Below are 15,368 nucleotides of genomic sequence, written 5' to 3'. Positions count from 1 at the left end.
AGCTGCGGTTCGGGCAGGACTTTACTAATCAACATTATTTCTTAATTTCAACATCAACTAAAAATCAGCATCGGTCGGGCGGACGGAACTCCAAATTCCCAGTCTTCGCAAATACCCGGCCGTTAGCTGATATTTTTAATGAAACTTCTCCTTCTATGAAACGACTTTTTACAACCTTATCACTTACCGCCGCTCTTTTATTTTTTTATAATTACTCTTACTGTCAATACGACACCTTGCAACATAACGAGAAAGAAGGTAACTCGACAACCAACTGGTATGACAAAACAACAAGTCCATGGATCATTCCAAGTAGTATTGCTTTGTTAACGGTAGTTGTAAATATTTTTATTTCTCTGTATTCGCAAAAAGTTGCTCTTTCAAATGTTGAAAAGCAAATCAAAAGTTCGCTAGCATTGGCAGCTTTACAATTTGACACCACGTTATATTTGAAGAATAGACAAGATTGGATTAACGAAGTGAGAAATTCTTTAAGTGAATTTTTGACTCACTGTAATTTGATAAATATCGAACTTCAAGAAGCAACTCAGAATATGATTGCTAGAAAGACTATACATGAAAAACTCTCTTTGAATCGCAATAAATTGAGGTTAGCCTTAAACCCAAAAATTGAAGAACACGAAAAGCTACTTGAATCTATTAGTGCTTTAATGAATGTACTTGATATCCATATTCTTAATACAAACAGTCAACAAAGGCAGTATGACAATGTTGATTTTATGAGAAAGGCTGACAATGTAATTGTAGACGGAAGATTTGTATTATATAAGGAATGGGACAAAATACAAAGGGCTAAAGACAAAGAAAACATCAGCTAACAAAGCTATTGCTAGGCATTGGGGCGGGACGAAAAAACAATCAACAGCTGTACAGTTCCAAGCAGCAGCTCGGGCGGACGAATTTCTATTGAGCTGCATCACTAATCGTCAACATTATTTTATAAATTTAACTTCAGCACCGGGCAGGACGTCGGCAAACCCAACGACCAGCAATACCCACCGTTAGCTCCAATGCCGCTGCGGCGCAAAGCCAAACATCGGTAGTTAGAAAGGAAGCATTAAGCAATTTACAACGGGAATATTTTTTGCATTTGTACATAGCCGAGCAATGACAGTTTACTATTCTTTAAAGTTTATTATTTTAGGAAACAGCAGGTTTGTGAAACTTTGTTGGCACATAAGCTAACATCGGTATTTGCAAAATCTGGGCTGGACGAATAGGTCATCAGCAGGAAAAGTTCTAATCAGCAGTTGTTCGGGCTGGACGTTACTAATCAACATAATTTCTTAATTTCAACATCAACAACAAATAAACATCGGTCGGGCGGACGGAACTCGAAATTCCCAGTCTTCGCAAATACCCGTCCGTTAGCTCCAATGCCGCTGCGGCGCAAGGCCAAACATCGGTAGTTAGAAAGGAAGCATTAAACAATTTACTTGGGAATATTTTTTGTTGCTTTTGTACATAGCCGAGCAAGGATAGTTTAATATTAGTTGTAGTTTATTACTGTTGGACGCAGCAGGTGTATGACACTTTGTTGGCACATAAGCTAACATCGGTATTTGCAAAATCTGGGCTGGACGAATAAGTCATCGGCTAGAAGAGTTCTAATTAGCAGTTGTTCGGGCTGGACGTTACTAATCAACTAATTTTCTTAATTTCATCATCAACAACAAACCAGCATCGGTCGGGCAGACGGAACTCGAAATTCCCAGTCTTCGCAAATACCCGGCCGTTAGCTGCTATAAACAGACACATATCATAAAATCATGAAAAAACTATTTAGCATTATTACACTTTTAATGTGCATTTTTATTTCTTGTCAGAATGAATTTAGTATTGAAAATAATACAGACAATATTCAAACTTCTACACCAAATGATAGTATCTATATAAAGAAACTTATTGCTTTAGATACTACAAAGACAGCTCCATTTGATACAGTCTATATATCTACTTTCAACTATGATAATTTCAAAAGATTAGAAAAATACAGTTTTCTTGAATATAACAATCTTGGATTTATTGATACAACAAATTTCTACTACTTTAATACAAGATTTTATAACTCTATAAATGACACTTTGCCTTCAAAAGAAAATTTTATTAATAAAGACAATCTCAACACTTCAATAGGTACAAGATTTTTTACATATTATTCTGGGACCACATTAATTCAAATAGACTCTTCTATTGAAACAATACAGACACAACCATTAGACATTTATACCACAGTTTTTAAATATTTTAGGTTTACTAATTCAATTAAAATAATTCAAACGAATTATTTTAATACTATACCTCAATCTTTAGATTCGTTGAATTATGTTTTCACAAAACAAAATGGAAATATTATAACTCAACAAGAAAGTATTTATGGAATAACTAACAGTTACAATTGCCAATATGATACAAAAAATAATCCGCTTTCAAAATCAAAACTAATTTTCAATCAAGGCTTTTTAGATTTACTTTTAACCGATACTGACCCAACATTTTATAATCAACCAAATAATGTTACACAAATAAACAATATATATGGAGCAAGTAATTCGAACTATAAATTCATATATAAATATAATTCACTTAACTATCCAAGTGAAGTAAATTTGAAAAATCTTAGCGGAGGTCCACTATTTAAAGGTATTAATAAAATAATTTACCAATATACAAATTAACGAAACATAACAGCAGCTAACATCGGTATTTGCAAAATCTGGGCTGGACGAATAGGTCATCGGCTAGAAAAGTTCTAATAAGCTGCGGTTCGGGCTGGACGTTACTAATCAACATTATTTCTTAATTTCAACATCAACAACAAATCAACATCGGTCGGGCAGACGGAACTCGAAATTCCCAGTCTTCGCAAATACCCGTCCGTTGTGTGCAAGCAGAACTGACAGCATACTGATAACAAAAATTATTGGAATATTTTAATAGACAAAACTTACTGACAAAGAAAAATGGAAAACCCTGAAAGAAAAGAAATGATCAAACATCTTTATGACAGTGTTATTCCTGTACTTCGACAAAAAGGTTTTAAAGGTTCATTCCCACATTTTAGGCGACTTACAACTGATAGAATAAACTTGCTGACTTTTCAATTTGACAGAAGCGGTGGTGGGTTTGTTATTGAAATAGCTAATTGTCTAGCTACTGGTTTTACAACTTCGTGGGGGACAAAAATCGAACCCAATAAATTGACAGCACACGACCTTTCTAATCGAAAAAGAATTCAATCAAATATGGACACGACAAGTAGCTTGACAGAAGATTGGTTTCGTTACGACAAAAAGTATTTGTTTGGCTTTGGTGACATTTATAAAAAAATTTGCAAAGATGTTTTATCGAAACTTGATATCGCAGAAGACTATTGGAAAAATGGAGAACTAAGTGTCTGATAGAAACTGCCTGCACACAACAAAGCTATTGCTGCCATTGGGGCAGGACGGAATAACAATCATCTTTTTTACAAATCCCAGCAGCAGTTCGGGAGGACGGATTTCTCTTGAGCTGCATCACTAATCATCAACTTTATTTTATAAATTTAATTTGAGTACCGGGCAGGACGTCGGCAAACCCAACGACCAGCAATACCCGTCCGTTGCCTGTTATAGTTTCATAGTTGTATTTTATGGTTGGCTTCGGACAGACATTATAATAGCAGTTGCAGTTTTTTAAAATTCATTTCGCTAATTATATATTGCAGGACGTTAGACGCAAGTATTTCTCTTTTTTAGAAACAGTATTTTTACAACAGCAGGAAAATTGAAGCGAAGACATTTGCGAAATACTCTACTTGTTAATTTAAGCACGACACTCACCAACAGGCTTTCATTTCAAATCGCTACAATTAGATTGCGAAGAGTTATGCGAAACGTTATGCTTGTTAATTTCTGCACGACACTAAATAACAGGTTTCAAACTCATATCCCTAAGGTTAGAATGAGTAGAATAAAGCGAAGATGAATTTTATGAATTTCTCTGCATAAAAATTAACTTTTTTTAAAATAGCAGAATTTAGAAATAACGAAACTAAAAAATACTTAATTGAATGTATCGTTGCGGTTAGACATACATTTCAAGCTTTGTTTTCAAAATTTACAACAGGCAACAAAAGTATTTGCAAAATCTGGGCTGGACGAACAGGTCATCGGCTGGAAGAATTCTAATCAGCTGTAGTTCGGGCAGGACGTTACTAATCAACATTTATTCTTAATTTCAACATCAACAAAAAATCAGCATCGGTCGGGCGGACGGAACTCGAAATTCCCAGCCTTCGCAAATACCCGTCCGTTAGCTGTTATTTTGACCGACCACTCTGCAAACTTCAACTGACAAAAAAAACTTTGAAATATTTGTCCAATTTTGAAATAGCCAATCGTCATAAGGTTGTAACAAATATTTCAAACAATTTAAAAAAGTAAAAAAATGAAAGAATTTTTAATGATTTTCAGAAGCGAAATCAATGACAAGTTTGGTCCTGCACCAGAACAAACGGTTCACAACATTCAAGAATGGATGGATTGGATGGGTGGAATTGCTGCACAAGGAAAAATGACAGGTGGAAGCCGTTTGAGTTTTGAAGGAAAAACTTTGAAGCCTAATAATGTAATTGCCGATGGTCCTTATGCAGAAGTAAAAGAAATTATTGGAGGTACAATAATTGTAAAAGCTACTGACCTTGATGAAGCTATGAAATTGGCAGAAGGTTGTCCTATCCTTGCTCACGGAGGGAACGTTGAAGTTAGAAGCATAATACCAGTTAACAGCTAATATGAACAAGAAAGAATTAATTCCACAACTATTTAAAACAGAGTACAGAAAAATAATTTCTGTACTCTGTAAGTTGTTTGGCATTGTTCATATTCAAATTGCAGAGGATATTACAAACGATACTTTTTTATTGGCTTCTGAAACTTGGGAATTAAAAGGCATTCCCGAAAATCCAACAGCTTGGCTTTATACTGTTGCTAAAAACAAAACCAAAGACTACTTTAAGCGACATAAAACATTTTCTGAAAAAATAGTTGTTGATTTAAAACTAAATCAAAACCAAAGTGAAGAAATTGAAGTTGATTTATCTCTTCAAAACATAACTGACAGCCAATTGCAAATGATTTTCACCATTTGCAATCCAACAATTCCAGCAGAAGCACAAATTGGTTTAGCATTAAGAATACTTTGTGGCTTTGGTATTGACGAAATTGCAGAGGCATTTTTGACCAATAAAGAAACCATCAACAAACGATTATTTAGAGCCAAAGAAAAATTACGAACAGAAAATATTAAATTTGAATTGCCTTCTGAAAAAGATGTTAATTCAAGATTAGAAACTGTACTGACAACTTTATACTTGCTTTTTAATGAAGGTTATCATTCAACTACACAGAAAACTCATTTGCGAAAAGAATTGTGTTTGGAAGCAATGCGTTTAAACTATTTTTTGATAGAGAATGAAACTACAAACAAACCCATCGTAAATGCTTTAATGGCTTTAATATGCTTTCACTCTTCACGTTTTGAAGCAAGAACCAATCAAATAGGCGAACCAATTTTGTATGACCAACAAGATAAAAATTTATGGAACGAAGAACTCATAGCAAAAGGAAATTTTTATTTGATACAAAGTGCAAAAGGAAACGAGATAAGTAAATATCATTTAGAGGCAAACATTGCCTATTGGCATAGTAGCAAAATTGAAAACCCAAAAAAGTGGGACAATATTTTACAAGCCTATAATCAACTTTTGTTAATTGAATATTCACCTATAACCGCACTGAACAGAACTTATGCTTTGGCACAAGTAAAGGGTAAACAAACTGCAATAATAGAAGCAGAAAAATTAAATCTAACAGACAATCATTTTTACTTTTCCTTGCTTGGTTATTTACATACAGACATTGACAATGCAAAAGCAATTAAAAATTTTGAAACTGCATTAAATTTAGCAAAGACAAATGCAGACAAATCAACAATCAATAAAAATTTGAACGACCTGACAGCGAAGAAAAAAAACAGCTAACAAGGGGTTTGCTGCAAGTGTGGCTGGACGTTGTTAGCATTAGCAGCAGTTCGCTATTGTGCTTCAGTCCGGGTTGGACGGAATGCTATTTGGCTTTTGGTTTTTAACTTGTACTTTTAGTTCATCAACCAGCAGCGGCTCCGGGCGGACGTAATACTAATTCCACACCTGCAGCAAGCCCTGTTCGTTGGTAGCAATTTTATGAGAAAGACTTTGATACTAATAATATTCATTTGGACTTCTTTACTTTCAAAGTCACAAAGCAAACTAGATAGTATATTAAATGAAGTTGAAAAAGAGAATAAAGAAATTTTCTTTTCAAGAATTTACTCTATCAAGAATACTGCTTCTAATATAAAGTACAAAACTTACCAAAATCAAGGTGCAAATAATTCAACTTACTTGATACTAAAATCAGATTCATCATTCGTGTATTACACTGTATACGAAGTTGGCTTCGATTTATCTTTAGGTAAATGGACAGAATTTAAACATGGCAAAATACTTTTAAATTGGGACAGGAAAAAAACTATTGATGCAACAAAAGACAAAAATCAATATCAGAAATATTTTGCCTATTCTTCTCCGCTTCCATTATCAATAACAAACTGGATAGTTAAAAGAAATGGTGAAAAACTCGAACCTTTTAAATAAATATTTGGCTACGATGAAAAACTGCTACCAACATGGTATTGCTGCCATTGGGGCTGGACGGAATAACAATCAGCAACTGTACAAAACCCAGCAGCAGTTGGGGCGGACGGATTTCTCTTGAGCTTCTCTCCTAATCATCAACTTTATTTTATAAATTTAACTTCAGCACCGGGCTGGACGTCGGCAAACCCAACGACCAGCAATACCCACCGTTACCTGCTATACCAATGGACACTCTAACAAAACCAAGAAGCTTTTTACTAGTGTTGTTTGGACTATTTACAACTACTGTCTTATTATTTGCTTTATATAGAATCTCATTACCTTTTTATAATTTCTATAAATACTATCTTTTAATTTATATCGCTATACCGCTACTTTCTATTTTAGCAATCACCATTTTTTTAGACAAGAAATATAATTTTAAAATGAAGAGATACAGTATTCTTGCAATCATACTTTTTTTGATTTGCATTGCTATATTTCCAAAGTTTAAAAATTATATTATTCTTGACACAGAAATAAAAGCTGAGAAACTTGTAATTGGAATACAGCAATTCAGAATAAAATATGGATATTGGCCAACTTCAATAGATGATAATAACTTTGATGTCTTATCAAAAAAAGCATTTTTTAATAGACCCTTTTATTATAGCGTGGAAAGAAATTATATGGGTGATTCTGTTGCTATTATTAAATTTTACTCATTTGACGGACTAGAAGCAAAATTAATATTCGATTCATCGACTAACGTATTAAGAAATAAAATAGAATGGAACTATAGTGATTAGCGGTACAAGCAGGTAACAAAGCTATTGCTGGCATTGGGGCTAGACGGAATAACAATCATCAGCTCTACAAATCCCAGCAGCAGTTCGGGCGGACGGATTTCTATTGAGCTGCATCACTAATCATCAACATTATTTTATAAATTTAACTTCAGCACCGGGCTGGACGTCGGCAAACCCAACGACCAGCAATACCCGGCCGTTGCCTGTTATAGTTTCATAGTTTTATTTTATGGTTGGCTTCGGGCAGACAGTAAAATATCATTTGCAGTTTTTTAAATTTCATTTCGCTAATTATTTATTGCAGGACGTTAGACGCAAGTATTTAACTTTTTTAGAAACAGTATTTTTTACAAAGGCAGGAAAATTGAAGCGAAGACTTTTGCGAAATCCTAAACTTGTTAATCTCGGCACGACACTCACCAACAGTCTTTCATTTCAAATCGCTACAATTAGATTACGAAGATTTATGCGAAACGTTTTACTTGTTAATTTCTGCACGACACTAAACAATAGGTTTCAAACTCAAATCCCTAAGGTTAGTATGAAATGAATGAAGCGAAGATGAATTTTATAAATATCTTTTCAAGAGAATTAGCATTTTAAAAAACTGCAGAATTTAGAAATCACAAAACTTTAAATAAAATATTGTTGCGGTTAGACAGACATTTCAAGCTATTTTTTCAAAATTTACAACAGGCAACAAAAGTATTTGCTAAATCTGGGCTGGACGAATAGGTCATCGGCTGGAAGAGTTCTAATCAGCTGCGGTTCGGGCAGGACGTTACTAATCAACATTATTTCTTAATTTCAACATCAACAACAAATCAACATCGGTCGGGCGGACGGAACTCGAAATTCCCAGTCTTCGCAAATACCCGTCCGTTGTGCGTCATTTTAAAGTAACCCTAAAACATTCATTATGGAAATTTTTTACTTCGAGAATGGACTGATATTGTGGACAGTTCTTTCTTTTTTTGCTTTCATTGCAATGTTACTTAGCATTTACAGTATTCTTACAAATGACTTTGGATACAGAAAAAAATTAACTTGGCTAATTGGTGTTATATTATTACCGTTGGTTGGACCAATAATTTATTTCAAAAACAAGAAGAATATTATAAATAAGATGACCGCAAATGACTAGAACATTAATTCTCTACATCGCTACATTATACTTGACAATAATTTTGTCGTGAGAAATAGAATCATTGCAAAATTTGAGATAGCTATTACAACAAATGAAAGTATTGATAGCTTTTATATTCTTCCAGACAACTTTAAAAATAACTTCATCAAAGTAGAATCAATTTCAAAGGTTTTCTATGATATAAACATGACAGACCTTCATAAAGTCAATGGTAATTACCTATTGTCATTTAAATCAGTGACTAAGACCGTATTTGTTTCTTTTGGGTATTATACAAACGGATACCCAATGGAAATTATAACAAGTATTTTTATTAATTCTGACACCGTACAAATAAAACCTGAATATAAAGAAAGCTACTAAGTAATTTAATCGAAGTTTAATATCTCACTAAGAAAAAACGAACGCACAACAAAGCTATTGCTGGCATTGGGGCTAGACGGAATAACAATCATCAGCTCTACAAATCCCAGCAGCAGTTCGGGCGGACGGATTTCTACTGAGCTACTCTCCTAATCATCAACTATATTTTATAAATTTAACTTCAGCACCGGGCAGGACGTCGGCAAACCCAACGACCAGCAATACCCACCGTTGCCTGCTACTTTAAAGTAACTCCCAAATAATCCGACACTGACATTTACTATATGCGACACATATTTTATTTGCTAACTACACTAATTGGCTTAAATGCTTGCGGCCAAAATAGAAATATAAGACTGACAGTTATTTTTTCTGACAATCAAAACCCGAACTCTAAGGTTACAGTTGACACATTGCTAAAAGCAAGAGAAGTCAATTTGGTGGACACACCCATTGATTTGTTTTTTGCTTGCAAGAATTTTCATTTGCCTTATTATGTACCAACTGGGGGAATTTATAAAAATGCAGCAAAAGACAAAGAGTGTAACATGAAAATTTATCCAAGAAATGTAAAGTGTTATGAATTTGACGAGAAGAACAGGGTAATTAAAATGACTGTTAATGGTAGCGGGACAATGAACAATTTCACTTACTTGTATAATGACAAAAGCCAGATAAAGGAAATAAAAGACATGGGTTCAAGGTTCGAGTTGACGTATAACACCGACGGAACACTTTCTGAATTAAAACAGACAAGCCCATTTAATAAAAAATTAGTTTTCATTTACGAGTGACGAAAAGCAGCAGGCAACAAAGCTATTGCTGCCATTGGGGCTAGACGGAATAACAATCATCAGCTGTAAAATTCCAATCAACGGTTCGGGCGGACGGTTTTCTGTTGAGCAGCAGTTCTAATCATCAACTTAATTTTATAAATTTAACTTCAGTACCGGGCAGGACGTCGGCAAACCCAACGACCAGCAATACCCGTCCGTTGCCTGCAATATTTATGAAGAGCATTCTAATAATAATATTTTTAGCGGTTGGTCAAGTTTCATTTGCCAATTCTATCGATAGCATACGGAGCGATCGAGATGTTTTGACCTTTCTTAATCAAATTGGCAATCGACAGTACTTCAAAAATCAAGAACCGATTCGAATCTTATCCACCGATACTCTAAAGCTAAAAATGGGCTGTGACAGTCTTTTTGAGAAGTTACAAATACGGAATTGGGAAAAGGTTGATTTCAACAACGATAAAAGAACCGATTTAATAGTAACGTTATGGTGGTACAATTTTGATATATTCATTGCCATTGATAAAGGAAATAATACATTCCAGTTAATAAGACTATCAAGGAGTGGTTCAGAATATTGCCTGTTGGCTAAGCCAGTCATTCAGAACAATAAACAACTACTCGTTTTCTATAGGATTGATAATGTGTACAACCAACCCATTAAGAACGTTTTTGATTTCAAAATGTCACTAAAAATCGACACTCTAATCTACAAATTTGGAAGCTTTGTAGAGTATCAAAAAAGTAGTTCACAATACGATATAACAGAAATTCAATTTCACACATCATCGGGTTGGAGCGGAATAAGCCCAGTATACAAGTTAACACAACTAAACTCAAAAGAATGGGATCTTAAAGCAAATAGCACACCAAAGTTAATAAGTTCTCAATCGATGTTAGCACTAATTAGCCTTATCGACTACATGAATGTTAAAACTTTATTCAATAGATATATGGTTGCACATACAGATGCAGCAACAATGTACATGAAAATCTATTTTAAAGATGGGACAGTAAAAGAGATTGAAGATTATGGAATGGAAGGTACTTTTAGCTTAAGACTGCTATATGAGCTATTTTCAAAATTATAGGATTACCTATGCTAATACTGCAGGCAACATGGCATTGCTGGCATTGGGGCTAGACGGAAAAACAATCAGCAACTGTACAATTCCAAGCAGCTGCTCGGGCGGACGGATTTCTCTTGAGCTGCATCACTAATCATCAACTATATTTTATAAATTTAACTTCAGCACCGGGCAGGACGTCGGCAAACCCAACGACCAGCAATACCCGTCCGTTATAGGCAACCTTTATGGACACATTCCTTCAATTAAACAAAGAAAAACTTAGAGCTATTTTCTTTCGACTTTCATTTGCTTTGTTAGGAGTTGTTTCAATAGTTTTTCTCATTGCTTACTTGACGTGTAATTTACCCGACGGACAATTACTTTTTTATATATTATTAACAACAACTATCGGAGTTCCTATTTTCATAATGCTTGTCGGATACATAGTTTGGTTTATAAATCTTAGAGCAAGACAAAAGACATTTTCTAAAGTCCCATTTAACGACATAGAAAAAATAGGCTTCCATAAAGCCTACTTGGACGAAAGTTCAAAATGGGTTTTGACAGAAGAAATAAAAGAAGGAAAGCTAAATGGCTTCGCTCTTAGAATGAATTTATCGAAAGAAAAGGGTTACCACTTTATAGAATTTGACATACCTGTAGAATGGAGGAAACTTGAAAAAAGCGAGTATAAAAGTTTGACGGAAAAGTTCAAACAACATAATGTAGAATTTAGAATTGGTAGCATGGTTAAACTCTATGACACCAGACAACAAATTTTGCAAGCAGTGTCCGACATTAAGGAAGACTTGGAACTTTTCACGACACTACTAAGACAAGAAGGCTTCGAGCCAAAAACCTGAGAAGGCTGCCTATAACACAGCTATTGCTGGCATTGGGGCGGGACGGAATAACAATCATCGGCTGTGCAAATCCAAGCGGTAGTTCGGGCGGACGGATTTCTATTGAGCTTCTCTCCTAATCATCAAAATAATTTTATAAATTTAACTTCAGCACCGGGCTGGACGTCGGCAAACCCAACGACCAGCAATACCCGTCCGTTGGCAGCAAGCATAATGACACACCCTACTAAATCAAGCAACCAAGACATTCAGATATGAGCGACTCTATTTTATCAAACACTCTTAGTGCCGACACGCTGGAAATACATTATTGGTTTGGGGATGAAAGTCATTCGATGAATGCAAATGTTCAAAATAGGTGTGAATATGAAGTCTTAGCAATTATTAAAGAGATAGCAACTTTGTTGTCAGTTGAAATAACAATTGAGACCGAGCCAGACGGCGAAGGTGGACTTCGCAAATGGCTAAAAGTTATTTCAAAAGAAGAGAACAAAAAAGGAACTATTACTACAGCAATTATTGTTGCTCTAATTTCAGTTATTTTAATAACACCACTTTCTAAAATATCAGAAAAGCTAATTGACAAGATTTTTGAAGACACAGAAATGAACGACCTTCAAAAAGAAAAATTAAGATTGGAGATTGAGAAGCTAAAAAAAGAAAACGCAAGTAAAGTAGATACAATTGACTATAATACTTTGATTAAAAAAAGGAAGTCGAATTTCTATGAAGCATTAGATAAATACCCTAAAGTAGACAAAGTATCATTTGTCGTCGTAGATGAAAACAAGACAAGAGTAACAAAAGAAAAGGCAGTTCCACGAGATGACTTCAGTAAGTTTATTTTGGTGACTGACGACTTAGACCCTTTGGAGAAAGAGGATGCTGTCATAGAAATTATTGCACCAGTTTTAAAAAAGGGAAACTACAAATGGATTGGATATTATAAAGGAGAAGCTGTTCCTTTTAACATGAAGTCAAATGAATTTAAAACACTGGTGCAAAACGGAGAAATTGAGTTTAAAAATGGCTCTTCGATAAATTGTCATTTAGAAATTAGAAGAAAAGTCAATAACGAAGGTTTGGAAATAAACGTAGGTTATGACGTCCTTCGAGTTAACTATTATTTTGAAAATGACAAACCAATTGAAACGAAAGAAGGTAAGCATCATCGACAAATAAAGGAAGCTCAAAAAAATCAATTGAAGTTATTTAAGGAAAAAACGGATGAAGAAAACTAAACGATGCCATGCTTTTATAGAACGATGGCACTTCAATAACAGTAATTATCAAAACCATGTGGAAGAAAAGATTTAGCATCCTAATATACGGACTTCTTTACCCAGCATTTTTGGGCAATATGGTATATGACCTTATACTGAGTAAACGGTCATTGTCCGAAGACACTTTTACTTTTCCTGATTTATTTTCTTGCTTAATTATTGCCTTATTTTCCGCTATTGATTATATGCATCTAAATGCTGACATGAACGAGAATGTTCCTGTCGAAAGAAGGTCAGTTTCATACATACTTGTTGACTCTATAATGCCCTTTGTCCTATTTGGAGCATTTGTTAGTATCAAAGAAGAGTATTATCGGATAGGCTGCCTTTTAATAGCTATTATTCCTGGTCTTTTACTTTTTTATAAATGGCGGAACAAACCTAGTCGCCCATTTTTTAAATGGTATTTTCTGACTTCAGCTCTAATAGGGACAATACTTATTTATTTCAATGCATCACAACTAAATTTATATATTTTATACTTTGTTGTTGCAAGCATCGTGACATATACAATCTACATAACTCTTATTTACCCAAAAAAACCACTTGCGTTCGACAAAGAATTTATTAAGAATACGACAATCGACTATTAGCTTGCCTGCTGCCAACAAAAGGTTTGCCGCAAGGCTGGCGGACGTAATAACAATCATCAGTTGTACTACTATCAGCTAATATCGGGCTTGACCGAATTCTATTTAGCTTTTAGTTGTTAACTTCAACTTCAGTTTTTCAATCGGCTTCAGTTGCCGGGCGGACAGTCATAAAATACCAGCCCTGCGGCAAGCCTCGAACGTTGTACGCAAAAAACACAAACACCCTACTATGCAAAAAGTATTAATCGGATTAACTATAATTATAAGTTGTCTCACTCAGTCATGTATTTCACAAACTGGAGACAAATCGAAAGGTAACCATGAAGAAATAAATAAACAAGTGCCATTAAATTCTAAGCAGCTTCCTACGGAAAGTCCTAGAATTAGTAAGCTGTACGACTCGACAAAAATTGAAAAATTTGATCCTTTTATAATTTATAAAGATGGTTCGTACATGGTTGCTGCTGAAATTGAAAGTAAAGAGCTGTTTGAAAAATATAATCCAATCTTTGAAAAATATGAATACTCTGGAAATGGCTACAGTTGGGAAGGACACATAAAACAAATGTTGCAAAAAGAAAATCCATCTTTATTGAAACATTTACAATTCGACCCCGAGGCAGGAGATTTTTATGTTTTTGCTGACAGTGAAAAAACACAAAGAGAGTTTGCCGATTTAATAAGTAAAATATTTAAAAATCTTCCAAAACTTGAGCAGTATTTAAAGACAGCTAATAGAGAGCAGATTGACGACTAATTTTTCTGCGTACAACAAAGCTATTGCTGCCATTGGGGCGGGACGGAATAACAATCATCTTTTTTACAAATCCCAGCAGCGGTTCGGGCGGACGGATTTCTATTGAGATGCAGTTCTAATCATCAACTTAATTTTATAAATTTAACTTCAGCACCGGGCAGGACGTCGGCAAACCCAACGACCAGCAATACCCGTCCGTTGGGTGTTATAGTTTTTTTGTGATTTTTTATGGTCGGCTTCGGACGGACATCAAAATTGCAAACGCATCTTTTTTATAAATCTATCAGCAAACTAATTTTAGCAGGACGTTAGACGCAAGTGTTTCACTTTTTTAGAAACAGTATTTTTAACATCGGCAGGAAAATTAAAGCGAAGATATTTGCTTAATCCTTTGCTTGTTAATCTCGGCACGACACTCACCAACTAGCTTTCATTTCAAATTGCTACAATTAGATTGCGAAGAGTTATGCGAAACGTTATGCTTGTTAATCTCTACACGACACTTAACAGCAGTTTTTAAATTCATAATACTAAGGTTAGAATGAGGAGAACGAAGCGAAGATTGGTATTGGAAAAAATACTTGAACAATTAATTTGTGAAGTAACAAAATTGGACTTCGAATAATTAAACATCACCGTTTTTTTAATTTTACTGTAGCGGTTGGACAGACATTTCAAACTCTAGTTCTAAAATATACAACACCCAACAAAAGTATTTGCAAAATCTGGGCTGGACGAACAGGTCATCGGCTGGAAAAGTTCTAATCAGCTGCGGTTCGGGCAGGACGTTACTAATCAACTAATTTTCTTAATTTCAGCATCAACTAAAAATCAACATCGGTCGGGCGGACGGAACTCGAAATTCCCAGTCTTCGCAAATACCCGGCCGTTGCCTGCAACCCCATCTGACAGCTGCTAATATTCAAGCAGGATAAACAAATTAGACAATGAATACGATAATAATAAGTTTGATATTGATTTCAGTTGCAATCGCATTTGTAGCA

At 34.7% G+C, this 15,368-nt stretch carries 14 protein-coding genes; all 14 read left to right on the top strand.

The genetic code is table 11. The annotated features are described in order from the left end of the window. A partial coding sequence (locus tag ACFOWM_RS13850) for a hypothetical protein (RefSeq protein WP_379711196.1) occupies positions 1-839 on the top strand: 839 nt, incomplete at its 5' end. A 951-nt stretch (positions 840-1,790) separates the two neighbouring features. Further along, positions 1,791-2,699: a hypothetical protein gene (locus ACFOWM_RS13845; RefSeq protein ID WP_379711193.1), complete on the top strand. Its 909-nt coding sequence runs from the start codon at positions 1,791-1,793 to the stop codon at positions 2,697-2,699. Positions 2,700-2,984: 285 nt separating this feature from the next. Next, positions 2,985-3,422: a DUF4304 domain-containing protein gene (locus tag ACFOWM_RS13840; RefSeq protein ID WP_379711191.1), complete on the top strand. Its 438-nt coding sequence runs from the start codon at positions 2,985-2,987 to the stop codon at positions 3,420-3,422. 1,030 nt (positions 3,423-4,452) lie between these two features. Beyond that, positions 4,453-4,797 carry a YciI family protein gene (locus tag ACFOWM_RS13835; RefSeq protein ID WP_379711189.1) on the top strand — a complete coding sequence of 115 codons (345 nt, stop codon included), beginning with the start codon at positions 4,453-4,455 and terminating at the stop codon, positions 4,795-4,797. Between the two features lies 1 nt (position 4,798). Beyond that, complete coding sequence (locus ACFOWM_RS13830; RefSeq protein ID WP_379711186.1) at positions 4,799-6,046, top strand: RNA polymerase sigma factor; 1,248 nt, start codon at positions 4,799-4,801, stop codon at positions 6,044-6,046. 201 nt (positions 6,047-6,247) lie between these two features. After that, a complete protein-coding gene (locus ACFOWM_RS13825) occupies positions 6,248-6,700 on the top strand; it encodes a hypothetical protein (protein ID WP_379711183.1) in 453 nt (150 codons plus the stop codon). A gap of 227 nt (positions 6,701-6,927) precedes the next feature. Continuing rightward, on the top strand, positions 6,928-7,491 hold the full coding sequence (locus ACFOWM_RS13820) for a hypothetical protein (protein ID WP_379711180.1): 564 nt from the start codon (positions 6,928-6,930) through the stop codon (positions 7,489-7,491). A gap of 919 nt (positions 7,492-8,410) precedes the next feature. Next, positions 8,411-8,635: a PLDc N-terminal domain-containing protein gene (locus tag ACFOWM_RS13815; protein WP_379711178.1), complete on the top strand. Its 225-nt coding sequence runs from the start codon at positions 8,411-8,413 to the stop codon at positions 8,633-8,635. A 48-nt stretch (positions 8,636-8,683) separates the two neighbouring features. Beyond that, a complete protein-coding gene (locus tag ACFOWM_RS13810) occupies positions 8,684-9,001 on the top strand; it encodes a hypothetical protein (RefSeq protein WP_379711175.1) in 318 nt (105 codons plus the stop codon). Positions 9,002-9,303: 302 nt separating this feature from the next. Beyond that, on the top strand, positions 9,304-9,795 hold the full coding sequence (locus ACFOWM_RS13805) for a hypothetical protein (RefSeq protein ID WP_379711172.1): 492 nt from the start codon (positions 9,304-9,306) through the stop codon (positions 9,793-9,795). Between the two features lie 215 nt (positions 9,796-10,010). Beyond that, on the top strand, positions 10,011-10,889 hold the full coding sequence (locus ACFOWM_RS13800) for a DUF6438 domain-containing protein (protein WP_379711169.1): 879 nt from the start codon (positions 10,011-10,013) through the stop codon (positions 10,887-10,889). Between the two features lie 224 nt (positions 10,890-11,113). Further along, positions 11,114-11,731 carry a hypothetical protein gene (locus tag ACFOWM_RS13795; protein ID WP_379711167.1) on the top strand — a complete coding sequence of 206 codons (618 nt, stop codon included), beginning with the start codon at positions 11,114-11,116 and terminating at the stop codon, positions 11,729-11,731. Between the two features lie 254 nt (positions 11,732-11,985). Continuing rightward, a complete protein-coding gene (locus ACFOWM_RS13790) occupies positions 11,986-12,972 on the top strand; it encodes a hypothetical protein (protein ID WP_379711165.1) in 987 nt (328 codons plus the stop codon). An 864-nt stretch (positions 12,973-13,836) separates the two neighbouring features. Beyond that, the gene (locus tag ACFOWM_RS13785) at positions 13,837-14,364 is read left to right on the top strand and encodes an Imm51 family immunity protein (RefSeq protein ID WP_379711162.1); all 528 of its coding nucleotides are present in this window, start codon (positions 13,837-13,839) and stop codon (positions 14,362-14,364) included. The last annotated feature ends 1,004 nt before the right edge of the window (positions 14,365-15,368 follow it).

Origin of the sequence: Ferruginibacter yonginensis (genome assembly GCF_042651465.1) — a bacterium.
In the GTDB taxonomy this organism is placed as follows: Bacteria; Bacteroidota; Bacteroidia; order Chitinophagales; family Chitinophagaceae; genus Ferruginibacter; species Ferruginibacter yonginensis.
The sequence above is the reverse complement of the archived record's forward strand: the minus strand, read 5'-3'. Positions and strand labels throughout refer to the sequence as shown.

Coding starts and splice junctions, on each gene's coding strand:
- ACFOWM_RS13830 (WP_379711186.1), top strand. CDS start 4,799: ATGAACAAGAAAGAATTAATTCCACAACTATTTAAAACAGAGTACAGA.
- ACFOWM_RS13825 (WP_379711183.1), top strand. CDS start 6,248: ATGAGAAAGACTTTGATACTAATAATATTCATTTGGACTTCTTTACTT.
- ACFOWM_RS13795 (WP_379711167.1), top strand. CDS start 11,114: ATGGACACATTCCTTCAATTAAACAAAGAAAAACTTAGAGCTATTTTC.
- ACFOWM_RS13835 (WP_379711189.1), top strand. CDS start 4,453: ATGAAAGAATTTTTAATGATTTTCAGAAGCGAAATCAATGACAAGTTT.
- ACFOWM_RS13790 (WP_379711165.1), top strand. CDS start 11,986: ATGAGCGACTCTATTTTATCAAACACTCTTAGTGCCGACACGCTGGAA.
- ACFOWM_RS13845 (WP_379711193.1), top strand. CDS start 1,791: ATGAAAAAACTATTTAGCATTATTACACTTTTAATGTGCATTTTTATT.
- ACFOWM_RS13785 (WP_379711162.1), top strand. CDS start 13,837: ATGCAAAAAGTATTAATCGGATTAACTATAATTATAAGTTGTCTCACT.
- ACFOWM_RS13815 (WP_379711178.1), top strand. CDS start 8,411: ATGGAAATTTTTTACTTCGAGAATGGACTGATATTGTGGACAGTTCTT.
- ACFOWM_RS13840 (WP_379711191.1), top strand. CDS start 2,985: ATGGAAAACCCTGAAAGAAAAGAAATGATCAAACATCTTTATGACAGT.
- ACFOWM_RS13820 (WP_379711180.1), top strand. CDS start 6,928: ATGGACACTCTAACAAAACCAAGAAGCTTTTTACTAGTGTTGTTTGGA.
- ACFOWM_RS13800 (WP_379711169.1), top strand. CDS start 10,011: ATGAAGAGCATTCTAATAATAATATTTTTAGCGGTTGGTCAAGTTTCA.